This window comes from Olivibacter ginsenosidimutans, from assembly GCF_039542865.1.
Taxonomy (GTDB): domain Bacteria; phylum Bacteroidota; class Bacteroidia; order Sphingobacteriales; family Sphingobacteriaceae; genus Olivibacter; species Olivibacter ginsenosidimutans.
In genome coordinates this window covers 209,504-235,955 of record NZ_BAABIQ010000005.1, presented here as the reverse complement: position 1 = coordinate 235,955, position 26,452 = coordinate 209,504, and the positions used below count along the sequence as shown (strand labels likewise).

The 26,452-nt window shown below is 40.0% G+C and carries 24 protein-coding genes; 12 read left to right on the top strand and 12 right to left on the bottom strand.

Translation table 11 applies throughout. The features are described from left to right. Window positions 1-12 precede the first annotated feature (12 nt). A complete protein-coding gene (locus ABD930_RS04560; RefSeq protein WP_345230517.1) occupies window positions 13-999 on the top strand; it encodes a YihY/virulence factor BrkB family protein in 987 nt (328 codons plus the stop codon). Here ABD930_RS04560 and ABD930_RS04555 read toward each other — a convergent pair. Further along, window positions 996-1,934 (bottom strand): hydrogen peroxide-inducible genes activator, encoded by a 939-nt coding sequence (locus tag ABD930_RS04555; RefSeq protein ID WP_345230516.1) that lies wholly within the window; start codon window positions 1,932-1,934, stop codon window positions 996-998. The genes ABD930_RS04560 and ABD930_RS04555 overlap by 4 nt on opposite strands. Before the next feature lie 90 nt (window positions 1,935-2,024). Between ABD930_RS04555 and ABD930_RS04550 the strand changes: the two genes are divergently transcribed. Next, entirely contained in the window at window positions 2,025-3,107 is a 1,083-nt protein-coding gene (locus tag ABD930_RS04550; protein WP_345230515.1) for an NHL repeat-containing protein, read from the top strand. Window positions 3,108-3,131: 24 nt separating this feature from the next. Here ABD930_RS04550 and ABD930_RS04545 read toward each other — a convergent pair whose 3' ends face one another. After that, a complete protein-coding gene (locus tag ABD930_RS04545) occupies window positions 3,132-3,989 on the bottom strand; it encodes a transglutaminase-like domain-containing protein (protein ID WP_425571103.1) in 858 nt (285 codons plus the stop codon). A 70-nt stretch (window positions 3,990-4,059) separates the two neighbouring features. Here ABD930_RS04545 and ABD930_RS04540 point away from each other — a divergent pair, with 70 nt between their 5' ends. Together ABD930_RS04540 and ABD930_RS04535 are read left to right on the top strand one after the other, a co-directional pair. Beyond that, on the top strand, window positions 4,060-4,359 hold the full coding sequence (locus ABD930_RS04540; protein ID WP_345230513.1) for a helix-turn-helix domain-containing protein: 300 nt from the start codon (window positions 4,060-4,062) through the stop codon (window positions 4,357-4,359). A gap of 62 nt (window positions 4,360-4,421) precedes the next feature. After that, window positions 4,422-5,207, top strand: coding sequence for an O-methyltransferase (locus tag ABD930_RS04535; protein WP_345230512.1), 786 nt, complete (start codon window positions 4,422-4,424; stop codon window positions 5,205-5,207). Between the two features lie 186 nt (window positions 5,208-5,393). Here the strand turns inward: ABD930_RS04535 and ABD930_RS04530 are convergent, their stop codons facing one another. Genes ABD930_RS04530 through fumC form a run of 3 tightly spaced genes read right to left on the bottom strand, consistent with a single transcriptional unit; the run spans window position 5,394 to window position 8,561 of the window. After that, the gene (locus ABD930_RS04530; protein ID WP_345230511.1) at window positions 5,394-6,581 is read right to left on the bottom strand and encodes a BamA/TamA family outer membrane protein; all 1,188 of its coding nucleotides are present in this window, start codon (window positions 6,579-6,581) and stop codon (window positions 5,394-5,396) included. A 22-nt stretch (window positions 6,582-6,603) separates the two neighbouring features. Beyond that, a complete protein-coding gene (locus ABD930_RS04525; protein WP_345230510.1) occupies window positions 6,604-7,146 on the bottom strand; it encodes a fumarate hydratase in 543 nt (180 codons plus the stop codon). Between the two features lie 17 nt (window positions 7,147-7,163). Next, on the bottom strand, window positions 7,164-8,561 hold the full coding sequence (gene fumC / locus ABD930_RS04520; RefSeq protein ID WP_345230509.1) for a class II fumarate hydratase: 1,398 nt from the start codon (window positions 8,559-8,561) through the stop codon (window positions 7,164-7,166). A 365-nt stretch (window positions 8,562-8,926) separates the two neighbouring features. Here fumC and ABD930_RS04515 point away from each other — a divergent pair, with 365 nt between their 5' ends. From ABD930_RS04515 to ABD930_RS04505, 3 genes are all read left to right on the top strand, one after another. Then, window positions 8,927-10,111 carry a serine hydrolase domain-containing protein gene (locus tag ABD930_RS04515; RefSeq protein ID WP_345230508.1) on the top strand — a complete coding sequence of 395 codons (1,185 nt, stop codon included), beginning with the start codon at window positions 8,927-8,929 and terminating at the stop codon, window positions 10,109-10,111. 41 nt (window positions 10,112-10,152) lie between these two features. Then, complete coding sequence (locus ABD930_RS04510) at window positions 10,153-10,458, top strand: YbaB/EbfC family nucleoid-associated protein (RefSeq protein ID WP_345230507.1); 306 nt, start codon at window positions 10,153-10,155, stop codon at window positions 10,456-10,458. A 401-nt stretch (window positions 10,459-10,859) separates the two neighbouring features. Continuing rightward, on the top strand, window positions 10,860-11,543 hold the full coding sequence (locus tag ABD930_RS04505; protein WP_345230506.1) for a metal-dependent hydrolase: 684 nt from the start codon (window positions 10,860-10,862) through the stop codon (window positions 11,541-11,543). A gap of 73 nt (window positions 11,544-11,616) precedes the next feature. Here ABD930_RS04505 and ABD930_RS04500 read toward each other — a convergent pair whose 3' ends face one another. Together ABD930_RS04500 and polA are read right to left on the bottom strand one after the other, a co-directional pair. Beyond that, window positions 11,617-12,759, bottom strand: a complete 1,143-nt coding sequence (locus ABD930_RS04500) for a toxin-antitoxin system YwqK family antitoxin (RefSeq protein WP_345230505.1) — start codon at window positions 12,757-12,759, stop codon at window positions 11,617-11,619. A 10-nt stretch (window positions 12,760-12,769) separates the two neighbouring features. Beyond that, window positions 12,770-15,559 (bottom strand): DNA polymerase I, encoded by a 2,790-nt coding sequence (gene polA, locus ABD930_RS04495; RefSeq protein ID WP_345230504.1) that lies wholly within the window; start codon window positions 15,557-15,559, stop codon window positions 12,770-12,772. Window positions 15,560-15,666: 107 nt separating this feature from the next. Here polA and ABD930_RS04490 point away from each other — a divergent pair, with 107 nt between their 5' ends. Continuing rightward, window positions 15,667-16,014, top strand: a complete 348-nt coding sequence (locus ABD930_RS04490) for a hypothetical protein (RefSeq protein WP_345230503.1) — start codon at window positions 15,667-15,669, stop codon at window positions 16,012-16,014. Between the two features lie 469 nt (window positions 16,015-16,483). On the opposite strand, the gene nadD is transcribed toward ABD930_RS04490, so the two are convergent. The 3 genes from nadD to ABD930_RS04475 form a co-directional block, all read right to left on the bottom strand. Continuing rightward, on the bottom strand, window positions 16,484-17,059 hold the full coding sequence (gene nadD / locus ABD930_RS04485) for a nicotinate (nicotinamide) nucleotide adenylyltransferase (RefSeq protein ID WP_345230502.1): 576 nt from the start codon (window positions 17,057-17,059) through the stop codon (window positions 16,484-16,486). A gap of 142 nt (window positions 17,060-17,201) precedes the next feature. Beyond that, complete coding sequence (gene gmk, locus ABD930_RS04480; RefSeq protein WP_345230501.1) at window positions 17,202-17,771, bottom strand: guanylate kinase; 570 nt, start codon at window positions 17,769-17,771, stop codon at window positions 17,202-17,204. 143 nt (window positions 17,772-17,914) lie between these two features. After that, on the bottom strand, window positions 17,915-18,790 hold the full coding sequence (locus ABD930_RS04475; RefSeq protein WP_345230500.1) for a YicC/YloC family endoribonuclease: 876 nt from the start codon (window positions 18,788-18,790) through the stop codon (window positions 17,915-17,917). 147 nt (window positions 18,791-18,937) lie between these two features. Between ABD930_RS04475 and ABD930_RS04470 the strand changes: the two genes are divergently transcribed. The 3 genes from ABD930_RS04470 (at window position 18,938) to ABD930_RS04460 (ending at window position 22,288) form a co-directional block, all read left to right on the top strand. Next, entirely contained in the window at window positions 18,938-19,714 is a 777-nt protein-coding gene (locus tag ABD930_RS04470) for a hypothetical protein (RefSeq protein WP_345230499.1), read from the top strand. A 91-nt stretch (window positions 19,715-19,805) separates the two neighbouring features. Continuing rightward, window positions 19,806-20,495 (top strand): YiaD family glycine zipper/OmpA-like lipoprotein, encoded by a 690-nt coding sequence (locus ABD930_RS04465; protein ID WP_345230498.1) that lies wholly within the window; start codon window positions 19,806-19,808, stop codon window positions 20,493-20,495. 464 nt (window positions 20,496-20,959) lie between these two features. Next, window positions 20,960-22,288 carry an FAD-dependent oxidoreductase gene (locus ABD930_RS04460; RefSeq protein WP_345230497.1) on the top strand — a complete coding sequence of 443 codons (1,329 nt, stop codon included), beginning with the start codon at window positions 20,960-20,962 and terminating at the stop codon, window positions 22,286-22,288. Window positions 22,289-22,366: 78 nt separating this feature from the next. Here ABD930_RS04460 and nagB read toward each other — a convergent pair whose 3' ends face one another. Continuing rightward, window positions 22,367-24,292 (bottom strand): glucosamine-6-phosphate deaminase, encoded by a 1,926-nt coding sequence (gene nagB / locus ABD930_RS04455; protein WP_345230496.1) that lies wholly within the window; start codon window positions 24,290-24,292, stop codon window positions 22,367-22,369. Window positions 24,293-24,429: 137 nt separating this feature from the next. Between nagB and ABD930_RS04450 the strand changes: the two genes are divergently transcribed. After that, window positions 24,430-25,620, top strand: coding sequence for an anhydro-N-acetylmuramic acid kinase (locus tag ABD930_RS04450; protein ID WP_345230495.1), 1,191 nt, complete (start codon window positions 24,430-24,432; stop codon window positions 25,618-25,620). Between the two features lie 7 nt (window positions 25,621-25,627). Here the strand turns inward: ABD930_RS04450 and trpC are convergent, their stop codons facing one another. Further along, the gene (gene trpC / locus ABD930_RS04445; protein WP_345230494.1) at window positions 25,628-26,416 is read right to left on the bottom strand and encodes an indole-3-glycerol phosphate synthase TrpC; all 789 of its coding nucleotides are present in this window, start codon (window positions 26,414-26,416) and stop codon (window positions 25,628-25,630) included. Between the last annotated feature and the right edge of the window lie 36 nt (window positions 26,417-26,452).

Here is a 26,452-nt window from a genome sequence, read left to right as displayed (position 1 = left end):
TAACAAGGCGCTATGAAAATCTTAAAACGATCGTTCTACAAAGACTCTTTTACGCTACTTAAAGCAACAGCTATCGGTTTTGGCGATGATAAAGTATCTAAACTAAGCGCTGCTTTATCCTATTACACGATATTTGCCTTAGCTCCCTTACTACTTATTGTACTGGCAGTAGTTAGTTTTGTCCTTGGCGACGACGCACAGCAAGGTAAGATCTTTCAACAGATTAACGAGTTTGTCGGACCAGATGCTGCCGCTTTAATTCAATCCCTTATACAGAATTTATCCGTAGGCAAAGGCTCTCTTATTGCTTCCATTATCGGCGTAGGCACCTTAATTTTCGCATCCACTAAGGTTTTCATTGAAATGCAAGATTCTCTAAATCTCATTTTTAATGTAAAACCAAAACCTAAAAGGGGGTGGGTAAAATTACTCATTGATCGGGCACTTTCTTTTTCTATTGTTCTAATATTGGGCTTTCTATTGGTTGTATCGCTACTATTAAATGTCATTATTTCGGTTATCAGCACAACTGTTATTCATTATCTACCTGATTTAAATGTATTTGGCCTTGATCTATTGGATGAAACCACCAATGTTGTACTTTACATAGTCAACACATTGATTACATTTATTGTATTATCGGTACTTTTTGGCAGTATTTTTAAATTTTTACCCGATGTCAAAATAAAATGGAAAGATATACGGGCTGGAGCCTTTTTCACCGCTATACTCTTCATGATCGGAAAATGGGCAATCGGATTATATATGCAATATGCGGCACCCGCATCGGGGTATGGGGCGGCCGGTTCTATTGTTATTATTCTACTCTGGATTAACTATACCTCATCTATCCTATTTTTCGGAGCCGAATTTACAGAAAAGAATGCAGAAATGTTTGGTGATGGCATCAAACCTTCGTCGATAGCCGTGCGGATTAACCAGACTGAATTTATCGATACGCCTAAAAAAGAAAAGGAAACGACACCTCCCCCTGCTTAATCTATGGCCATCACTTCTTTTTTCTTGCGGCTTTTAAAGCGTTTTGGTAAAATAGCTAGAATTTCGCTTCTAAAAGCCTCAATAGCCTTCCGTTTTAAGTAATTTTCTTGCGTCACCAGGCTAATTTCACGTACGGGTTCGGGCGACTTAAAATAGCGCACCTGATCTAATTCCTCCACACTAAACATACCAATACTCAACTCAGGCATAATGGTTACCCCTGCATTGGTATCAACCATACGCTTTAGCGTCTCAATACTTCCCGTATTATATTCAAAAGCTTCCTCGGGATGAGTAGATTTCTTTCGACTACAAATATTGAGTACCTGATTACGCATACAATGCCCTTCATTTAACAACCAAAGTTTCTCTTCTAAAACATCATTGGCCGTTACCATTTTCTTTTTATTCAGCTCACTTTCTTTTGAGATATAGGCCACAAATGTTTCGTAAAATAACAGGTGTTCCTGCAACGTAGGTTCGTGAATGGGAGTGGATAAAATGCCACAATCCAAGAGCCCCACCTTCAATTCCCGAATGATTTTTTCTGTCGTATATTCCCAAACATGCAAGCGCAATTTGGGGTATTTTTCCATAAAACTACCCAGTACCTTTGGTAATAAATAGGGCGCAATTGTTGGTATAACACCAATTTTTAGATCGCCTTCTAATTCCCCCTTTCTGTTGGTCACGAGTTCCTTTATCTTCTGGCTTTCCTGTACCGCAATCCTGGCCTGCCTAAGAATCTCTTCACCAATCTCCGTGGGAACAACGGGTTGTTTACTGCGATCAAAAATCCGAACACCAAGCGACTCTTCTAATTTTTGGACTTGCATGCTTAAGGTCGGTTGCGTTACAAAACATTTTTCTGCGGCAGCCACAAAACTTCTATAGGTATCTACCGCTATAATATATTCTAATTGTACAAGTGTCATATTATAAATTTTAACTATACAAAGGTAGTTATTAGTTGGAAGTTGCGAAACAGACCAATTTTAGCTATGTTTGCGCTAAATGATGTAAGCATGAGGCGTGCATTTCTATTGAGTTTTTTAGTACTACTTATCGTGGGCGTATGGGTAACCTGTAAACGTGCGGATGATGAACCGGATTATCCCATTTCTCCTATATCACGGTTGTATGTTTCGTTTTCCGATCTTGCCACTGATGATAGCGGTCCGCTTGAAAACATTGTTGTCTATGATCCGGCAGATAGTACGGATTATTTCCCTACCACTGGCTCTAGTGAAGCATTGAATTCTACGCCTAAAAGAGGCATGGGTATCTTTTTCAGTCCAATTTTATCCCAAGGGTTTCAAATAAGCCATGATGATACTACCGTAAAATATTTCTCGGTAAACGATGTGGGTACCTTAGGCACCACCTCGCGAAGCTTTAAAGATACGGTTCAGCTCCATAGCCCGCGTGCCATCGAATACGATAGGTATTCCGATTTATTGTTCATTACCAATGATGCCACCGATACCGCATCCTTAAATATGTATTATAATCCAGGAAAGTTATCTGGTCAACAATATCCTAAAAAAAGGTTACAGTTGGATGCACGGCCTTGGGATTTGGCATCAGGCATGAAAATTAGCGATGACTCGGTCATGCTTGTCTCCATGCTGGGTGACACCAAACAAATTTGGGCATTTAAAATGCACAACATTACTGCTGGCGACCAACTTGTCAAGGGAACACCCGATTATACCTTAACCATTACTGGTGCAAATGATCTACGCGGAATTGCCTATTCTGATTCGCTAGATATGCTGGCTATAACAGATTTGGGAGAAGACGCTAGTGGTACCACCGTGGACGGAAAGGTTTACCTCATTGAAAATGCTAGCCAAGTGATCGCTTCCGGTGGGAATATCTTACCCTCACGGATCATTACCGGGGCTGCCACCACATTAGCTAACCCTGTTGACGTCGCTATTGCCGGTTCGCCCGATCGAAATCAATTTATTTATGTGGCCGACCGGAATAAACGTATCCTCCGATTCGCTATCGATGCTGCTAGTGATACCGCTCCTGACCAATCCGTAAGTACCAGCTTAACCCCTTCATTCATCTATCTCGATGCAAGAAGTGCAGGTAAGTAATCAATACGGATAGCGGGTTATTAGCTACTCGTTAAAAAGTGTGAGTAAGCGTTCCATTTCATTCGCTTTCTCCAGGTTTCCCGCCTGATGATAGGCTGCTAACAGGTTGCGCAATACCCGACTAATAATCGCTTTATTATCGCAAGGGACAAAAAATTCTTTATGATGTGGAAGGTTCAGTTGTTTTAGAAAAGAGAGTACATCGTGACGTCCAAAAATCTGCCCCCGATTAAAGGCATTGATATAAAATAAGATCTCTTCTTCACCTGATTTTATATTTTCATCTAAATAAGCCAGAATGAAATGTCTAGGCAAGTTAACCCCATAAATGGGAATATCTAAGCGTTGTGCAACAATACTATATAGTGAGGCTAATAATATGGGATTACCTTTACGGGTTTCCAAGACTTTTCCGATATACGAATTCTGCGGATCATGGTAATTCTTCGTATTTCCCTTAAACCCATGCATATTATAAAACACATTATTTAATAACCGCACCTTTTCCACCGCATTCATATTATACATCATTTCTAACCAAGCATCACGTTTGATTTCGTCTACTTGATTAATGATGGTCTGCTCATCTAAATCTGGATATTGATATTTATTGACAATAATTAGGCCCTGCAGCAAATCAAACGCACCACTCACTAGCCAAAGCTCCAATTCGCGATGCACCTGTTCGAACTGGATTTTATGGATCAGGTTCTCAATCCTTGATTGCAATAAGGTATCAAATGATCGCTCCCAAGCTTCCTCTAAAGAACCAATCACCGTGACCCCTTCAGCTAGCAACCGCTCTTCAACATGCTGATAAACACCATCGTCGGGATCATCCAACAACTGAATCAAGGAGCTGATTTCATTATCATTTAGCATATACAAACTTACATGAATTTTAGCTAAATGCATAAACAGGATAAAGTTTATAGTTGGGGTATGTACAAAAATGAAGGCGTCTAAAAGGGCGCCTTCTTGTTTTTTTGAAATTATCCTGTGTTTAGTAGGAGAAATGGATGAGGATTTGGAGAACTTTAAAATCAATCTGGGAAAACGGATAAAAGCACTCCGTGAAGAACAGAACCTCACACAGCCTGAGTTAGCAGCACTTTTAGGCAAAGACTACCAAGCCCTTGGCCGAATTGAGAATGGAAGGGTGAACCCCTCTTCGTTCATGGTGTATCAGATCGCCTTGGCATTGAAAGTTACAACGAATGAAATCTTTGATTTTTCGAGATTACAAGAATAAATTTTCAGCTTATGGCGACATACTGGGATGCATAATCTATAAAAAGCTATCTTTGTCAAGACATGGCTAACTATCATTTCTTTTTGGATTATTTTATCCATCGCTTCACTGCTAAAACCCGTCACGGCATCCATTCACCCTTCGTTTATCAACTGGTTGATGAAGTGATCTATCGTTACACCCCCATACTTGATGAGCAACAGATAGAAAGCAAACGATCCGCACTTAAAAAAGATAGCCGCATGATTACCGTTACCGATTATGGTGCCGGATCAATGCTGCATCATGGAAAAGCGAAGAAGGTAAAAACCATCGCGAAAAACGCCCTAAAACCTCAAAGAGTGGCCAAATTACTTGCTCGTTTGGCCAATAGGTTTTCACCACAAATGATTATTGAATTAGGTACATGCTTGGGCATTACAACGGCCTATTTGGCTAGCGCTACACCTAGTGCCCATTTAATATCGATTGAAGGCTGCCCGCAGACTGCAGCAATCGCTCAACAAAATTTGCAAGATCTATCGATAAAAAACGTTACCGTAAAAGTGGGTAATTTCGATGAACTCCTACCACAGATCCTTCAAGAAATACCGCGCGTCGACTTTCTCTTCATTGATGGTAACCATCGAAAAGAGGCGACACTTCGTTATTTTAATTGGTGTCTTCCAAAGGTACATCCACAAACGGTACTTATATTTGATGACATCTATTGGAGCAAAGGCATGAAAGAAGCTTGGACAATAATCAAGGCGCATCCACAAGTTAGTCTTACCATCGACCTATTTTATATTGGAGTGGTTTTCTTCAAACAAGATCAAGCGAAGGAACATTTCAAAATCAGGTTCTAGTTTGTATTAGTTGTTCGTTGCGCGTTACCCTTTACGAGTGTCTGGCAGACTATATTAAGTGTTGGTTGATTGTACCCCACATACGCCTTATACCTTATTTAGCTGATCGTTATTGAGCCTATCCGAGACCACTGGCGGATTGCTCGTGCCTTCCTTATACCCTACATTTCAGACCTTAAACCTTACCTAAAACGCTTCCCCAAGCGATAGATAAAAAGCTGTTTGCCTTGGTTCTCCTGGTCTTTTCTCGCCTACACCATAATCTATACGAACGCTTGAATTATGCTCCAAATCAAAGAAATAACGTAATCCTCCGCCATAAGAAGGTTTCAATGATGAAAAGTCAAATTTCTGGTGATAAACCGATCCGCCACCCGCAAAAGCAGCAAAACCAATGCGTGGATGGATGCGGTAACGGAGCTCTGCCTGCGAAGTAACTAATAGCTTATCGCGGTACCTACCCGGATAGTATCCCCGCATCGTTTCATCGCTACCCAATTGTGGTAAAAGATAAAAAGGCGTATCTCCAAAATATTCACTATATGTTGCTTGCAGGCCAAGTGTTAATTTTTCTGTTAGTGGATAAAACGCTCTCAAATCTATTTCAGCATTAGTACCATGAAAATTTTCCTTTCCCCAGAAATCAGGCGTATAATGTACTACTAACCGCGCAAAATACCCTTTAGTGGTATACAGGTTACTATTTCGAGTATCGTAAGCCTGCGATATTCCAAAAGAAAGATATTTCCCTCCATTTCTTCCATAAAGTGGTATACGATCATAAATTCCACCTATCGCTTCATCCCGATAGCGATGATGCTCATACAATACGCCTATTCCAGCATAATAATGCGGAACTATTTTCTTCTCTCCTTCCCATTTAAAACGAAATAATCGTTGGGTCAACGAATCTTTATCTGCTTTCCAAGTATCCTTCCCTAAACCATAAAAATTAAACGGGAAATCCTTATACCGCAACTCTGAAAGAAAGTGAAAATTATTTCCTCTTGTCCAAATATCTGACGTAAACTTAAGATTAGTTTGGTGCTTTGTGGTAAACGATCCCTGTAACACTAAACTTGATGTCCGAATAAGCGTATCCTGCTTGTCCAAATAAAAATTATAGATACCAGAAAGCCCATATTCCAATCCGGTTTCGGGAGCATATCCTAACAAGGGTAACACCACAAATCCCGCCGACCGGGAGGAATCCTTTTCGGTAGAGATAAATTTTTGAACCAATTTGCTCTGCATGAGCTTACCATTCATGAACCGTTTATATAATCCAGGTCGCTCTTCTTGCCCCATGGCTTTACCATAACTTATAACGAGCAAAAAAATTCCTATATACAGCCGGCTTATTTCTACCTTCATAATTTTTATCTATAGAAAATGCCTAACGTGCTTTTGGTACACACGTAATGGCTTCTATTTTTTTTACGTTAACTGGTGTTTGATAATATTGACTTTCCAAGTACAGCGAATCTTCCGTATGTTTAAGCACCTTAAACCGCGGGAGAAATTGACCGATACGATGACAACCGGTAAGTTTTTGTCGCCAATTAGGATGTGTGAAAGTCGATTCAATTAATAAACTATCGTTTCTTACCAAATAAACTCCTTTGGCATATTCATCCCATTGTCCGTTGCCAAAACAGGAGTCGACTACCGTTTTCACCTTGCTAAAGGTTTTTAATGTGATGTACACGGAATCACAGGTAAACTTAAACCGATATAAACTATAGGTCAGTAACTGTTCCTGATTGGGTACCGAATCTTGAACCCAAACCCCTTGAAGGTAAGGTTCTCCTTCTCCTTGTATATTAGGATTGAATTTACAGCCAGCAAAAAAAAACAAGCACATACCCATAAGGAGTAATGGATATGCGCTTATCTTTTGGCAAAAAGGGAAACGGTACCGGTACCTTCTACTATTCATTTCCTCCAAGTAAGCTGCTATTTCAACCCACCAATCATGTCCTCCGGCCGAACCCATTGATCAAATTGCTCATTGGTAAGCAGGTTAAGCGCTAACGCAGCTTCTCGAAGAGATTTATTTTCCTTATGCGCTTTTTTAGCGATTTTCGCAGCATTCTCGTAGCCGATATATGGATTTAGCGCGGTAACCAACATCAACGAATTTTCTACATGTTTCTTAATTCCTTCGTAGTTAGGCTCAATGCCGACAGCACAATGATCATTAAAGGAAACACAAGCATCTCCAAGTAAGCGAGCCGATTGTAAGAAATTTGCAGCAATTAACGGTTTAAATACATTCAGTTCATAGTGTCCTGTAGCACCTCCTATGGTGATGGCGACATCGTTACCCATCACTTGAGCCGCGACCATTGTCAAAGCCTCACATTGGGTAGGATTGACCTTTCCGGGCATAATGGATGATCCCGGTTCATTCTCAGGAATCAATAATTCGCCGATACCCGAACGCGGACCAGAAGCTAACATACGAACATCATTGGCAATTTTCATCAACGAAACCGCTAATTGCTTTAACGCTCCATGACTTTCAACCATGGCATCATGCGCCGCTAAGGCTTCGAACTTATTTTCAGCCGTACGGAAGGGTAGACCTGTAAATTGGGCAATGTATTTGGCCACATTTACGGCATATCCTTTTGGTGTATTAATACCCGTTCCAACAGCTGTACCCCCTAACGCTAATTCCGACAAGTGATCAAGCGTATTACGTAAGGCTTTCAAACCGTGGTCTAATTGGGAAACATACCCGGAAAACTCTTGTCCTAATGTTAAAGGTGTAGCATCCATCAGATGTGTACGGCCAATTTTGACGACACTTTTGAATTGTTCCGATTTAGCTTTTAGCGTATCTCTCAATTTCTCTACACCAGGAATGGTCGTTTCGAGCAATAATTTATAGGCTGCGATATGCATAGCCGTAGGATAGGTATCATTCGATGATTGTGATTTATTCACATCGTCATTTGGATGAATAAATGTTTTACCTTCACCTAATTGATTGCCTTGGATAACATGTGCCCGGTTAGCAATCACTTCGTTAACATTCATATTGGATTGTGTGCCTGAACCGGTTTGCCAAATAACCAAAGGGAACTCACCGGCCAATTTACCGTCTAAAATTTCATCACAAACCTGAGCAATCAGATCACGCTTTTCCTGAGGTAAAACCCCTGCATCCGTATTGGTATATGCCGCTGCTTTCTTTAAATAAGCAAAAGCCGCAATAATCTCTTTAGGCATAGAGCCTTCAGCGCCAATTTTAAAGTTTTCATGCGATCTTTCGGTTTGAGCACCCCAGTATTTCTCAGCAGGTACTTTCACCTCGCCCATGGTATCGTGTTCTATTCTGTAGGTCATTGTATTTTATTTTATGATAATGCCTACAAACTTAGCTAAAATGCCTTTCATATGCAATGCATTACCCTACCATTCGGGCCTGTCGGTTTACGCCATAAGAAGCTGATAATAGTAAAAAAGTTAATTCCGAATTGCTACGGTGGTGCCTCACAGGATAAGCATCAACGTTCTAAGACGGATTTAAGCAGAACGAAGAGCCGTTGCAAATAAGGCATAGGTAAACCCTATTATGCATTGGCCCCTGAGCGAGGGAAGAACGGAAATCGTAAAAATTTCATTAAATTGGCATTTAACACAATATTTTACCAAATTCGCCATTCCATTTATGGTATAATGGATTAAACAAATTTGTAAACACCCGAACATTGAAGTCATTTATAAAATTTTTTTTATGGTCTTTACTTAGCTTAGCCGCATGTAGCTCAGCTAGTCAGAAAAAAGAGAAAATAGCAAAAGAACAAGCCATTACCGATAGTATACGGTTATTGTATAATCCTAAACAAGCCAATCGGGAAATCGATGCATTTATGCAAAAACTACATAAGCACTCCGCTTTTAATGGCAATGTGCTGGTCGCAAAAAAGGGAAAAATCATTTATGAAAATAGTTTTGGTTGGGCAAATTATTTACTAAAAGACAGCCTTAAACTGCGTTCGCAATTTGAACTGGCATCAGTATCCAAAACCTTGACTGCTACAGGTATTTTATTATTGGTGCAAGAAGGTAAATTAAAACTTAACCAGCAGGTGAAGGAATTCTTTCCAGATTTTCCTTACGATGGTATTACCATCCGGATGTTACTTTCACACCGCTCCGGCTTGATCAATTATGTTTATTTTACGGACGATTTATGGCCCGATAAGAAAAAAGGGATGACTAATCTGGATGTCATGAAAATATTGGCAGAACACAAACCAGCTCCATACTTTAAACCCGATGCACGTTTTCACTATAATAACTCCAATTTTATGATTCTTGGAGCCATCATTGAAAAGGTTAGCGGAGAGACCTACACCACCTATATGAAGGAACATGTATTTGATCCTGCAGGGATGAAACATACGAATGTTTATTCCAAAGCAGATTATGAAAAAATCCCGACAGACGTGGTTGGTCACGACAAGATTTGGAGAAGATCCGTTGTACAAAATTTTCACGACGGTCCGGTTGGTGATAAAGGAATTTACAGCACTGTGGAAGATCTATTTTTATATGACCGTGCGCTAAGAGATGGCCGACTAATCAACAAGGCATTACAGGATTCAGCCTATGCTCCGCAAAACAGCAAGTCGATGAAAGGTGTTTTTAATTATGGCTTTGGTTGGCGTACCTTTGAACAAGGCAAAGAACATGTCGTTTACCATACCGGTTGGTGGCATGGTTTTAAAAATTTATATGTTCGTGATTTAAAAAACGATATCACAATAGTTTTGTTAAGTAATATGGCTAACGGTAGTCTGATGCATTTGGATGATCTTTACCATATTTTGGATATGCCTGTGATACGACAAGGAGCATATAACGGTAGTGGAGATTATGTGGGGGAGTGAGGCTTTTTTAATTTTTATTTTTTAATTTTTACTTAAAAAACATGTTTGACAAATTGTTTCAAGCGCAGCAAAAGGCTGAGGAAATAAAAAAACGGCTAGATACCATTAGTGTTTTTGGTGAAGCAGAGGGTGGTTTAATTAAAGTGGAGGCTACTGCGAATAAAGAAGTTAAAGCCATCACCATCGATCCCTCATTTTATGAGGATGCTGATCTGGAAGAATTGGAAGAGCTATTAACCGTGGCAGTCAATAAGGCGATGCAACAAGCAGAGCATATCAGCCAGACAGAAATGCAAGCTGCCACAAAAGATATGCTTGGTGGTTTGGGGGGAATGTTTGGTCAATAGTTGTAGGTTGTAAGTTATACGTTATAAGGTGTAGGGTATAAGGCGTAAGGTTTAAATAGCAGACAGCTGTAGGCTATACGCTTTAAGCAATAAGACAAGTGCCTAAAGCTTAAAGCGTATTGCATAAAGCTGATGAGTAAACATGAAGCGGCACTTGCACGAACAGTAACAAATAGTGAACAAATAAGAAGCGTCGCTGCCACTGTCGGTCGGCTTTTTTAATTTTTCCTTTTTACTTTTTAATTTACGTTTATGAACCGTCCATGTTTAAAATTTCATTTTTATCACACAGGGAAATGTAAATTTATTCACGGATTTTAAATACCATTGGTGTTCATGAGCCCTTCGGGGTTTGAACATGGTAAGCTCCAGCTGACCGATGGATAAAAAATTATTTACAGATGAAAGCAACATTTTATGGACATGCAACAGTAGCGTTGGATCTTGAAGGAGCCAATGTGTTATTCGACCCCTTTATAACACCCAACGAACAAGCAAAAGCAATTGATATTCATACACTCCAGCCTGATTACATATTATTAAGTCACGGACACGTAGATCATGTGGCTGATGTTGCAGCAATACAAAAAAACAGTAACGCAACGGTTATCGCTATTGTTGAAACGGCAGCTTGGGTGAATCGGCAAGGGGTTAGCGAAGATAAGATCGTAGGCATTAATTTTGGAGGAACGATTAAGACCTCCTTTGGAACTGCAAAGATGGTATTTGCCTTGCACACGAATGCTACTCCAGATGGCCAATACGGCGGGGTTGCCGCTGGTTACCTGCTGAAAAGTGGCGATAAGAAGATTTACTATGCCGGCGATACGGCACTAACACTTGAAATGAAGTTGTTGGCTGATGAACAGCTTGACTGGGCCATATTGCCAATTGGCGACCATTACACGATGGGGGTAGATGATGCCATTAAAGCCGCAGGATTTATTAATTGCAAGCATATTATTGGCATACACTATAACACTTTTCCTCCCATTAAAATTGATGAAGAAGAGGCGAAGCGTAAGTTTGCTGACGCTGGCCTTCATTTACATCTGTTAGCTATTGGCGAGTCGATAAGGTTGTAAACAAGATAAGAGCTGTCCAAAAAGTCGCACACAAACTTACGATGACGGTTGTTGGCGACTTTTTGGACACCCCTTAAATTCCTTTTTCCCGCTCAATCATTAAATTATAGCATTTAAGCCGTCCATTTTCATCTGCAATAACATCTGCTTTTAACTGCAAAACGTCGTCTATATAATCGCCATCACCATATGATGGGATCCAATAATTGATATTTCGGAGTGTATTGCGGATTATTTTATCTGCTTCTTCACTTGGCAGACCCTTAACAAGTTCTAACTGTTGCAGCGTTCCCGACTTATCCACATGAGCTGTTATTTCCAATTCCGTTGGTTGGGGTATTAAATCACGCACATCAAAAAGAGCGAAGGCCTTTTCCAGTTTTTTCACCATAAAGAGAGAGAAATCTTGGTTTTCATCTATTGTACAGTGTTTGCTCACCATCTCTTCAGCTTGAGGGAAGAAAAGCGAGGGGCCGATTTGAAGTTTAGAATTCCCTTGATAAGGTACACCTTCCAATTCGTCATAACCTGCTTTAAATTTACCTTTTTCAAACCGTTCATAGCCCGCAAAATCCTGTTCACGATTATCGTATAGTAAAAAGATATTCCAAACACCGTCTGGTTTTCCAGCCTTTACGTTCCCCTGGTATTTCGTATAGGTATAACCATACGCATTATATCCTTCCGCTTTAACGGCAAATTCAAACTTACCATCTCCATCCTTAATTCGTTGTCGCCTATGGGTATCCCAAAAATTCTGTACATAAGCGGCACTATCGGTATATCGTATTTCCAGGAGCGGCAACCCGTCTGGATAATTATACTTTGAAGTATCCACTGGCAGATCATCTTTAAAATGAATAATCCATTTCGTCCGACCATTGGCAAAATACGCTGTAAAAAGACCATTCTTCTTGCCTCCTGTATAGTTCCCCGTCAAAATAACCTGTCCATCGTTATTATAATCGGTAAATGGCCCATCGAAATTTTTTAACGAAACGTTATATTTACCTACGCGCTCTATGGTTTTATATTGACAGTCTCTATCGACCAGAAAATAGTGCTCATCAAAATAAAACTGTGTCCGTCCATCTTCCAACGGTTCAAAATAAGTGGATTTAAGGGTATCTGTTTGCACGGAATCTGTTTGAGCAAGCACGGGGCTGGCCAGACATAAGCTTAAAATCAATAGGATACTAGGATCAATTCTGTTCATGGGATAAAATCTAATGTGCTTCCAGCCAGCTATTCCCTTGGCCTATTTCTACCACAATGGGAACTTCCGTTTTTAACGCATTTTTCATGTGTTCCTCAATAAACACCTTAAATGCTTCAATCTCTACCTTAGGGACATCAAACACCAACTCATCATGCACCTGCATGGTCATCCTCCCTTTCAAACCTTGCGCTATTATTTCCTGATGAATATTGATCATGGCGATCTTAATTAAATCTGCAGCCGAACCTTGAATAGGAGCATTAATGGCATTCCGCTCAGCAAAGCCACGTATAGTGGCATTAGCAGAATTAATATCCCGTAAATAGCGTCTTCGTTTTAAAAGCGTTTCCACATAACCATGCTCTTTGGCAAATGCAATCGTGTTACTCATATAATCCTTAATTCCCGGGTATTGAAGAAAATACTGCTCAATCATATCGGCCGCTTCTCTTCTTGGGATTCCTAAACTTTGCGATAGTCCAAAAGCCGACTGCCCATAAATGATTCCGAAGTTTACGGCTTTAGCATTTCTACGTTGAGCTGCCGTAACCTCTTCTAGTGCTACTCCATATACCTTGGCTGCGGTAGCCGTATGGATATCAAGCCCCTTCGCAAAGGCATCCAGCATATTGTCATCTTTACTAATTTCTGCAATTAATCGTAATTCGATCTGTGAATAATCTGCTGATAAAATCACGTGTTCCTCGTCTCGTGCAATAAATGCTTTGCGCACTTCGCGGCCACGTTCTGTTCTTATAGGTATATTTTGCAAGTTGGGATTATTAGAGCTTAGTCTTCCTGTAGCAGCCACTGCCTGGTTGTAAGAAGTATGCACCCGCCCCGTTTTAGCGTTGATCAATTGTGGTAAGGCATCTACATAGGTTGATCTCAATTTTTGCAATTGCCGATATTCCAAAATATCCTGCACAATATCACTCTTATTAGCTAATGCCAACAACACATCTTCGCCTGTTTGATATTGGCCGGTTTTTGTTTTCTTTGCTTTGGGATCTAATTGCAATTTATCAAAAAGAACTTCACCCAACTGTTTTGGCGAAGCGATGTTGAACGGCACACCAGCTTTTTCGTAGATCCGTTCTTCAAGCACTTGTACATCGTTCTGAATCGTTAACGAAAAATCCGTCAACGCTTTTACATCAATACGAACCCCCTCCCTTTCCATATCCACCAACACACGCACCAAAGGAAATTCTACCTCATAGGCTAATTGGTTTGCTTCCACTGTGGCTAATAAAGGTTCGAACACTTTCTTGAGTTGTAACGTAATATCGGCGTCTTCTGCGGCATAATCGCTTACTATTTGTGGATCTATGTCGCGCATATTGAGCTGCTTTTTTCCCTTTGGACCAATTAAACTAGTGATAGAAACCGGTGTATAGCCTAAATAATTCTCTGCCAATACATCCATACCATGCCTGGTTTCAGGATCAATCAGGTAATGCGCCAACATGGTATCAAATAAAGATCCTTTTACCTGTACTCCGTACCAGCCCAACACAAGCATATCGAATTTTAAGTTTTGACCAATTTTGGTAATCGCTTCGTTTTCAAAAACGGATTTAAAACGCTCCACCAAGGCAGTACACATCAGTTGATCAGCTGGCGCAGGGACATACCATGCTTTTCCTTGTTCATAGGCAAAGCTTAAACCAACAAGCTCGCAGCAGTTTGCATCCGTTCCGGTAGTTTCGGTATCAAAACAAATAGTTGTTTGCTGTTTAAGCAATCCCAACAATTCTTCTATTTTCTCGTCCGTATCCGCAAATATATACGTATGATCGGTATTTCCGATATGTTTTCCTACCGGTGATATTTCGGCACCAAGCTCTTCACTTACCGTCATAGGAGTAGAACTGCCAAAAAGATCCATTTGAGCTCCCACGGCTACCTTCCCTTCCGCAACACTAAAATCGTCACCGAATACCCGCCTACCTAAAGTACGGAACTCTAACTCAGCAAATAAGGGTTCCAGAAGTTCTTTGTTTGGTTCTCTAATGAGCAATGCCTCTGTATTTAAATCAACTGGAACATCCAATATAATCGTGGCCAATTTTTTTGAAATGAGTCCTTGTTCGACGTAGGTTTCGATATTCTCTCGCTGTTTACCTTTTAGTTTATGACTATTAGCGAATAGATTTTCCATCGAATCGTAGTCCTGAATAAGCTTCTTTGCCGTTTTTTCGCCTATCCCTGGAATACCTGGGATATTGTCTACCGCATCACCCCAAAGCCCTAAAATATCGATAACTTGTTCTACTCGCCGAATCTCCCACTTTTCCAATACCTCCTTAACCCCTAAAATTTCATGGCCATTGCCCATACGGGCAGGTTTATAGATTTTAATACGTTCACTAACTAGTTGTGCAAAATCTTTATCAGGGGTCATGCAAAAAACTTCAAACCCCTGCTGTTCCGCTTTTTTTGCTAACGTGCCAATAATGTCGTCGGCTTCAAAACCATCTTTGGTAATAACCGGAATATTGAATCCTTCGATCAATCGAATAATATACGGTATCGCCGTAGCCAAATCTTCAGGCATAGCCTCCCGATGGGCTTTATAGGCCTCGAACGATATGTGCCGTTCGGTAGGTGCATCCGTATCAAAAACTACCGCCATATGGGTAGGGCTTTCCTTTTTGAGCACTTCCAATAGCGTATTAGTGAATCCCATAATCGCTGATGTATTCAAACCGGTTGACGTAAAACGCGGGGCCTTACTTAGGGCAAAATGTGCCCGGTATATGAGGGCCATACCGTCTAACAAAAAAAGTTTCATGCGCTACAAATGCTTTGATGCGTTACAAAGTTAAGAGAATAGCCCACCCAACAAAAACTATTTATTCGAAAGCACTGTTATATCCTAAAAACAAATAAGCAATCCATATGAGTACATCAGCATCTATGACACCGCTGTCGGTTGTAATGAATAAACTTCGTGAAAGAGGATATAGTGAAGAACTAAAGATCACGAAAAAGGGAGCCACGCTAGGTCCTTCGGATAAATTATACCAGCCTAATGAGTTATCGATTGTTCGAACGTATCGATTTGAAGGAGAGAGCGATCCGGCGGATATGTCGGTATTATATGTTATTGAAACCAAAGACGGCCAAAAGGGGATTTTCTTAAATGCCTATGGCACTTACTCCGATCAAGATACAGAGGCCTATGATGATTTTATTCCGCAAGTCCCTATTGATGAGAAAGCGGAACTGGCGGAACTTGGTCATTAATTGTTTTCCACTTTCTTCCGCAGACCACGAAGTAGCTTGAATACCTTTAAAAGCAAACGCATCATGAAAAAAGTGGAGCAAAACCGACCGAAGGGAGTTCATGAACACCTTTTAAAATGGATAAGTAGTGAATAAACTCATCGCTTGGAATTTTACTACATTGGTAGTGCATCAACCTGCCAACCGTAAATTTCCTAGGCGATCGTTAAGCAGAACGAAGAGTTAGTGCGAACAACCAGCCTTAACCCAAGCTAATCGGGTAACAAATATGGTTAAAAGCACTTACCTTTGGCTTTCGAAAATACCGCCTCTAAAATTTACATCGTGCAATGGGAGGCACCGTCGTTCCTGTAAATTTTGAAGCGGGGAGCTTTTATGAATGACACAATTTTTATTTTAAGGTATTCATGGGCTCATCGCTAAGCTCTTCGGTTTTGTTACTTTTTTCGCAGGGGAAAAAGTAAAATAATTACCGATAGATTCCCTTTTTATCAATAAAGTCTAATACTTTTTCTGGTAAAAAATAGCGCACATTTTTTCCTGCTTTTAAGGCGTCCCGTATAAAGGTAGATGATATTTCCATTAATGGCGTGTCTGTAAACGTAATATGCGGATAATTTATCCATTCTGAAATATCATGATTGGGCCTTGGATAAACATAAATGGAAAAATCACGTAATATAATTTCGTAGTTTTTCCATTTCTTTAATGTGGCCAAATTATCTGACCCCATAATTAATACAAAAGCTTTGTTTGGATAGCGTTCACGTAAATGAACCAAGGTATCTATGGTATAAGAGGGCTGGGATAACCTAAATTCTACATCAGAAGACCGAAGATGATCGGCTTCCTCTAGGGCTAGATTAACCATTTCTAGACGATCATATTGGTTGAGTAAACTATCTTTTTTTTTCAAGGGATTATGTGGCGATACAACCAGCCAAACCTCAGACAAATCGGTATAATTGGCCATATAATTTGCGATAATAAGATGACCAACGTGAATGGGATTAAACGAACCGAAGAAAAGTCCTATTTTCTGCATATGCATCTCCTGTTAAGTAAAAATTTTTGAAAAAGGGAATAAGCTTTAGGCTATAAGCCATAAGCTATAAGCACCTCGCACAACCATTCACTATTACCTATTAACCAATAACCCATAACTCGCAACTGGCAACTGGCAACTATTACCTATTTAGAAAGTTCAACACTAATGCTGAGGCTTCCTTACAAGCCTCTTCCAGATCATCATTCTTTAATATAACATCAAACTGTTCTGCAAAAGCCAATTCTTTACCTGCTTTTTCAATACGTTCGCGCAATTTATCTTCACTATCGGTACCTCGGCCACGTAAGCGTTCAATTAATACATCCAACGTAGGTGGTTGTACAAAAATAGCTAATGCATGTTCGCCAAATTTCCGTTTTAAATGTAACCCTCCTACTACATCGATATCAAAAATAACCGCCTTGCCTTGTGCCCAAATCCGTTCTATTTCCGAGCGAAGAGTGCCATAAAATGTTCCGGAATACACTTCCTCAAACTCGACAAACTCTTTTTTTGCAATGCGGTGCAGAAATTCTTCCTTGCTAATAAAATAATAATCGCTGCCATCTACTTCACCTGCACGGGGTTCACGAGTACTGGCAGAGATAGAAAAAGCAATTTTATCGGTATATTTTTCTAATAATCGTTTAACAATTGTTGTTTTTCCCGCGCCTGACGGGGCAGAGAAGATGATTAATTTTCCGTTCATTTAGTATCAAGTATCAAGACGTAAGTATCAAGTATCAAGATATTTCTAGGAGCTATCGGCTTTAGCTTTTCCGCTTAATTAGTTGGTCTTGTGTCTTGCTACTTATGTCTTATGTCTATATTAAGTTTTCCACTCTTATTACGTTATAAGATATTCAGCAACTGCTCTTTGATTTTCTCGAGTTCTTCTTTCATGCGCACGACCGTTTGTTGGATTTTAGCATCATTTGCTTTAGACCCCAAGGTATTGATTTCACGGCCCATTTCCTGTGAAATAAAACCGAGTTTCTTCCCGTTGGCATCTGTTGCATTCAATATTTTAGCAAAATATTCGCAATGACTCCTTAAACGCACCTTTTCCTCTGTGATATCCAGTTTATCGATGTAATAAATCAGTTCTTGCTCAAACCGATTTTTATCAATGGCTTCCGTACCCACAGCCTCTTCCAAATAGTGTTGAATACGCTCTCTAATCATCGGGATCCTGGAAGTTTCTTGCGTTTCAACGACCAGCAATAAATCCAATATGGATTGGTTTCGTTTAGAAAGATCTTCTTTTAAGACGACACCTTCATCGGTACGAAACTGCTGAAATTGTTTTAAGGCAAGGTGAAATGTTTCCAGCACATCCTTCCACTCTTCTTCATCGGCCAGATCTTCCTGATAAGTAATGACCTCCGGCATATTTAATGCTAATTCGAAGACAGCTGAAGCTGGATCTCCCAAAGATTCGGCCACTTCTTTTAGCTGTGTATAATAATTTTTAAGCAAATGGGTATCTATAGTGGCCGCTTTAGCCGTTGTATCTGTATATTCAACGGTAATAGTAATATTAACCTTACCCCGTTCAATATGACGCGCACATTCATTTCTGAGGAGTAGTTCTTTGTCCGAAAACGCTTTAGGTATCTTTAAGCCCAGCTCTAAATATTTTGAATTTAGCGATTTAATTTCTACCGTATATTTCGCTTTGGCACTTTCTTTGGTTCCTATACCAAATCCGGTCATTGATTTTATCATATGCAAAGGTAGTTAAAAATGGTTGACTAAGTTAAACAGTTAAAAAGTAAATGGCTATATTGGGTAGAATAAGCATCAGTAGAAAGCTAATTTAACATTTTTTAGCATCAATAATGCCTAGGTTTTACTATGTTTACCGGGATAAATATGAAGCATCAAAAATATCATAACGGTATATATACAACGTTCTTAATACTATTTTTCTCTGTTTGCGGTTTGTTGGCTCAGGCACAGCAACAGCTGCATGGAATTGTGGTAGAGAAAGGTAGTCCAAAGCGGGTTGATGAAGCCACAATAACAAATAGGAGGACCTTAGAGAAAGCTATTTCCAATAGTGAAGGTGGATTCACTATTCCTGCAAAAGCAGGGGATACACTCATTGTTACGAAATATGCTTATTCTTCAGAATATTATCGAATAGTTGACCCAGACAATATTGTTGTCCCCCTGAATCCTACAATTGAACTGCAGGAAGTTACCGTTACCGGAAAAACCCGTAAGGAAGAACTTAACGATATTTTAGAGGATTATAAAAAACAAGGAATCTATAGTATTGGTAAACCGAAGGCACTTTCCTATTTGGCAAGCCCACTTACATCCCTATACGGTGCTTTTGGACGAACGGCAAAAAATGCCCGTCGGTTTAATGCCTATGCTCAACGTGAAATTCAGGAAACAGAAGTCGATAAAAAGTTCAACAAGTACAATGTGGGAGAATTAACCGGTTTAAAAGGAGATGATTTAACGAATTTTTTATCGCTCTATCGCCCCAGTTATGCTAAATCTCGCTATTGGAATGAATATGATATTCAAAATTATATCAAAAATGCCTTCGAAAAATTTGAGCGCGATGGCCGCCCTAAAGCAGATACCTTACCAAAAATCATAATACCAGAGCAAAAATTGAACGAAAATGAAAAATAAAATGTTAAGTATCTGATTAAATAATATTTCATATCGGCATTTTTTTGGCACTTTGTTTGCATTTATTTTCCTAACCTTAATAAAAATTAAAATGAACGTTAAAAAAAATATAGCTGTTTTTGGCGTGGCCTTAGCCACTTCGTGTATGTTGCTATCCAGCTGCGACACGGTTAAATCAATGAATAACACCCAGAAAGGAGCAGGAATAGGAGCCGTTGGAGGAGCTGGGCTTGGTGCGCTCATTGGGCACAAAGCGGGTAATACCGCTGTAGGAGCCATTGTAGGTGGAGCGCTTGGAGGTGTAGCCGGCGGACTTATCGGTAAAAAGATGGATAAACAAGCGGCAGAAATTGAACGTACTGTAGATGGCGCTGAAGTTGTAAAAGCCGGAGAGGGCATTATCGTAAAATTCGATTCTGGTATTCTATTTGGGTTTGATCAAACGACGTTACAGCCCGAAGCAAAAAAGAATATTGACAATCTTGTTAAGTCGCTGAACGAAAATCCTGATACAGACATTTTGATTATTGGGCATACCGACAATAAAGGAACCGAAGCCTATAACCAAGGGCTTTCTGAACGCAGGGCACAGGCAGTAAAAGACTATGCTGTTTCAAAAGGTTTAGTTGGAAAACGTGCGAAAACGGAAGGAAAAAGCTTTAATGAACCTATTGCGGATAACAGTACAGAAGCCGGTAGGGCTCAAAATAGAAGAGTAGAAATTGTTATTACAGCTAATGATAAAATGAAAGCAGAAGCGAAGCAACAAAGTGCTACGTAATAATAATACTTTAATCTCAAGTCTGCATTAAGCCTCTGGGATTAACGCTTTAAAGGGTTGTTTAAAAAGTCTGTTACCGTCATATCAAGCGAAATGTAGTGTAGTCGAGGTATCTGTTCATCGTTGAATGATAAATAAACGAATTCTCTATTCCATTTCAGTTGAAATGCGACTTTTAAACAATCCTTTCTTTCCATACCTCAATCCGTCAATTGTTCAAAATCCTAAAGCAATGTATATGGTGGGTTTTTGTAGATCTCCGAAAATGTTGTATCCAAAATTTAGATCATGCATGGGCATACATTAACGTTCCGGTAAATGTTGAAGCGGCGAGTTTATTCACGAGGTGTTCCTGTTAACTAAACATGTTCAGAACGCATCGCAGGCTCCTCGGTTTTTGTTCCTTTTTGTGGAAAAAAGGAACAAAAACCTGTAACTTCACACTGTATTTTTATGTATCAAATATGGCAAGGACGTTTCTATTGATTTTGTTTACCTTATCTACTATTGTTTGTATTGCCCAAAAACAAAAAAAGCCAGCTAAACCACAAGTAATCGTATATGGACATGAAGCGGATGCCTTTTCCGCAGCTATCCAATCGGCAGAATCTGGCGTAGAAACCATCTGGATCATCGATTCCACAGCCATTGGGGGCGCACTTATTATAGGCGAGCCAAAATCTATTACCACGAATCAATCACTCGATGCCGGTTCTTGGGCGGTCTTTCTAAAAGGAATAGCCAATGTAAAAGAACTATCAGACTCGGCGGTAATAGCTGCAAAGAAGATGATAACTCCCCGAATTGCACAAAACGTTTTTGAAGGCATAGCAGATACTGTTAAACGTCTGACCGTAAAAAAACACACGACTATTCTTCAGGTAGAAAAATCGGGAAAAGGCTGGCAAGTTACCCTAAGCAACAAAGAACGCATAAAGGCAAAAGCATTAGTAGACGCCTCTCAGCAAGGCACACTAAAAGAATTGATTAGAAAAGAAACCAAACATCCGGAAATCCTATTTAAAAACGACACTACTAAATCATTGATTCCGCAGATCAGTTATAATAAGCCACTTTACAGAACGGGTATTGCAGTAACACAAGAAGATGAAGATATATTTAATGTGCCTTTATCATACATGTTACCGGACAGTGCATTAGCGACCCTCTTCGTTACCCGTCCCCAAGGTAGCCTTAGCCCTTATTATACCGATGTTAACAGTACTCCACTTTTGATGCTGTTAGGGCAAGCCAGTGGAGCTGCTGCTGCTTACTGTGCTTTTTTTAATACCACTGCTGATAAAATCAATACCAGAACGATACAAGGTGAACTCTTAGGTAATAAAAGTTTTCTCCTACCTTTTCAAGATATTAGTCTACAAGACCCCCACTACCAACAGATTCAACGCATCGGTGCAACAGGTATTTTACAAGGCCACTATAACCGTAAAGATGGCCAAAAGCAGTTTCTTTTTTATCCTGACAGTTTAGTTTCTTCTGCCGAAATCGAACCGATTACTAAACAAATTTATACCCGAAGTCAAATATGGTTTAAAGACAAGCAAATTGCTACCCTAACACTGAAGGATCTTTTAAGTTTAATCAAGTATGTTGCCAATAGGGGAGACGAACTAGATGCCGAAATAGAAAAGGGATGGGCCAAACGTTTCAAATTCAAAGGTTCCTATGACCTATCACGAAAATTGACTCGCCGTGAATTTGCTGTATTAACGGATATCTACTTACAACCCTTCTTCGTACGCGTTAATTTTAATGGAGATTTCCAATATTAAATTGACACGTGAAGATAGGGTGTCCGAAAAATACCCTAGCATTTCCGAACACCCACAATATTTGTTACTCGTTTAACCTTAGTCATTAAATTTCCATCGCACAAAAGCTTCTATTGCTTCATAATCCGCCAGTCCTAATTCATCATAACGCTGTGCTGTTTCACTGGTACGATCTTCTGCACGAACCCAGAATTCACGGGCATCGTCACCAGGGAATACTGGTAAATCCTTTTGCGATTGGTGTTTGAATATCGCGAGCCTTTTGCGTACCACTTCCTGTGGCGACAGTGGAACGGCCATTTCGATTTCATGGATTTCAAATTCATGCCAGGCTCCTCTGTATAGCCAAAGCCAGCAATCCTTTGTCCAAGCTTCTGTTTTACGCAACCGTTTAAATGCTTCCAGAATAATATCGAAGCACACTTTATGTGTTCCATGAGGATCAGCAAAATCACCAGCTGTAAATATTTGATGAGGCCGTATTTGTTGCAATAAGTCCATTGTCTGCTGGATATCATCTTCATACGATACCGTTTTGGAAAACTTGCTCCGATCATAGAACGGTAAATTCTGAAAATGAATGTGATCATCAGGTAGACCAGCAAAACGTGCCCCAGCGATGGCTTCTCCCTTACGGATCAACCCTTTAATGGTCCGTATTTCTTCGGTATCAATCTGGTTAGGTTTTTTCGAAGCAATAAATTTCCGTGCCTCGCTATATAAATCCTTAAATTTTTTCGTTTCTAAATTTAACGATTTAGAAAAATCAACTGCAAATTCGATGTAGCGCAATACATCATCATCCCAAACAGCGGTATTTCCTGACGTTTGATAAGCGACGTGTACGTTATGCCCTTGGTCAGCCAAACGGATAAATGTTCCGCCCATGGAAATAACGTCATCATCTGGATGTGGCGAGAAAATAACCACATTCTTTTTTGCTGGTACTGCACGTTCCGGCCGCTGACTATCATCTGCATTAGGTTTTCCTCCTGGCCAACCGGTAATGGTGTGTTGCAGCTGATTGAAAATATCAATATTAATGTTGTATACAGGCCCCTTCTCGGTAGCTAATTGAGCCATGCCATGGTTATTGTAGTCTTCTTCTGTTAACTTCAAGATGGGTTTATTCACCGTTTGAGCCAACCAAATAACCGCCTTTTTAATCGTCTGGGAATCCCAAACACAATCCTTTACTAACCAAGGGGTATTAAAGCGGGTAAGCTCGCTTGCAGCCCCTTCATCTAACACAAATTCTACATGATCTGAAAGTTGTAGGTACGTAGCAGGCACTTCTGAAGACATTTCCCCTTCTACGGCCTTTTTAACAATCTCTGCTTTGACTTCACTCCAAGCCATTAATATAATTTCACGCGCTTTGAAGATCGTACCGATCCCCATAGTAATTGCTTTGGTAGGCACATTCTCTTTGCTACCGAAATCGCGAGACGCATCCCTACGTGTAAGATCATCCAGGGTAACTAAGCGTGTACCTGAATTCGGCGCAGATCCTGGTTCATTAAAACCGATATGTCCGGTTCTACCAATACCTAACAATTGAAAATCAAGGCCTCCTATTGCGCTAATCTTACGTTCATATTCCATACAATAGGCAGGGATTTCTGATTGATTAAGCCTTCCGTCAGGAATATGAATGTTCTCCCGATTAATATCAATATGGTCAAACAGATGTTTGTTCATAAAGGTAACGTAACTCTGCGCAGCGTCAGGTTGCATCGGATAGTACTCATCCAAATTAAATGTAATGACATTTTTAAAACTTAAGCCATCTTCCCGGTGGAGCCGAACAAGTTCAGCGTAAACCTGAATCGGAGTTGCACCTGTAGCAAGGCCAAGAACGGCCTGCTCACCTTTTTCTTGCTTTTCTTTAATTAAATTGGCAATACGTGCAGCTACAGCTAAAGAGGCTGCCTTTGAATTTTTGTAAACGGTTACGGGAAGTTTCTCGAAACGCGTTTCTTCCAATAGATTTAATCTAGCCATTTTGAGGATTTTTCGTTTAAGGTGAGAAGCAAAAATAACGAAATATTATATTCCTCAATAGCAAATATTTAGCTTTTTACGTTAATTTTGAATTTTATTGCTAAACAATCGTGTGCATAAAAAATATTTTTTTTAATATGGTATCTAAATTAGCGTCGATTGCCCGAAAAAGAGAACGATTAATTTTAGGTCTAATGTCTGGCACATCATTAGATGGCCTCGATTTAGCGCTATGTCAAATAAAGGGCAGTGGCGAGCAAACACAGTTACAAATCAACCATTTTAAAACAATAACCTATTCCGCACAGGTCCGAGCAGATATTCAGGAAATTTTTTCAAAACCTACGGTAAATATGGCAAAATTAAGTGCTATGCATGCCCGTATCGGAACGCTGTTTGCTGAATGTACACTCCTTGCTTTAAACGAATGGGAAATAAACCCATCGGCAATAGACCTCATTGCCTCTCACGGACAAACAATCTATCATGCGCCTCAATCATTAACCCATGATTTTCACTATCCAAATAGCACTTTCCAAATTGGTGATGGTGACCATATTGCTGTGAAAACCGGCATCATTACCTTATCTGATTTTAGGCAAAAACATGTCGCCGCTGGAGGCGAAGGTGCTCCACTAGTAGTTTATGGCGATCGATTACTCTTTTCCCCTAAAACGGGTAGCCGTATTTTATTGAATATAGGGGGTATTGCCAATTTTACCTACCTACCCGCGGTGGATGCATCGGATGATCTTTTATTAGCGTCTGATACTGGCCCTGGAAATACCTTGATGAATCAATATATGCAGCATGAGTTGGATGAACCCTTCGACAAAGACGGCGCATTGGCAGCGTCGGGTAAAGTCAATTCCAATGTATTGGCAGCGTTATTGAATCATCCATTTTTTTCCGCTGCTTTACCTAAAACAACCGGACCCGAACTTTTTAACCTTGCTTATATTGAAAAAACACTACAGCAAACGCGCCTTTCTGCACCTACGCATGCTGATATGATGGCTACACTGACCATGTTTACTGCAAAAAGCATTGCACATGGTATACAAGCATTAAATGTCCATAGTCTCATTGACGAAATTTATGTCAGCGGCGGCGGTGTACATAATCATTTTCTTATGCATTGTTTAAAGGAAACATTGCCCAGTTGTTCTATCCACCGTTTTGACGCGCTCGGTATTCCGGCTGACGCTAAAGAAGCCGTACTGTTTGCCGTATTGGCCAATGAAACCGTAGCGGGAACGGCCGATCACATGAATGGTGGAGTTGCCGCTCCGCAGGTATGCTTAGGAAAGATCAGCTTTCCCCAATAAATCATAATTATTTATTGAGTTCTCGCGTAAATTGTTGAATCGCTAACACGGGATTAGCCGTTTTCATAAAGTTTTCGCCAATAAGAAACCCATGGAAGCCTACATGTTTTAACTGTTGGATAAGTTGTGGATTACTTATACCACTTTCTGAAATCTTTACGTAGCGATCCGGGATACGGTCTACCAAACCTAAAGAATTTTCGATGGATACTGTAAAATCTTTTAGGTTTCTATTATTTACGCCAATGGCGTCAATTTCATCAATGGTATTATTTTCGAGCTCTTCTTCATTGTGTATCTCCAACAATACATTTAGCCCTAGAGCCTTAGCATATTTAGCCAAGCGTAACACCTCGTCATTTGTCAATACGGCTGCAATCAATAAGATGATATCTGCACCATATGCTTTAGCTTCGGCAATTTGGTACTCGTCAATAATAAAGTCTTTACGAAGAAGCGGAACAGTTGCAACAGCTCTCGCTTCTTCCAAATCGGCCAAACTTCCTTTAAAAAAATCGTGATCAGTTAACACCGAAATAGCCGAAACATGGGCATCAGCATAACCTTTAACTACTTCCTCTACGGCAGACCGGTCATTAATGATACCCTTTGAAGGCGACGCTCGTTTATATTCAGCAATGATACCTGTTTTGTCTGGGGCTAAAACAAAATCACGTAGGCGATAACAGACACGGTTATATAGGGGATATGCTGTTAATTCCTCCATAGATACTTTCGTTTTCGCTACGGCAATTTCTTCCTTTTTCCGTATAATAATTTGATCAAGTATATTCAAAACAGTGTTCGTTAAAAAGTAAAAATTCAAAAGTAA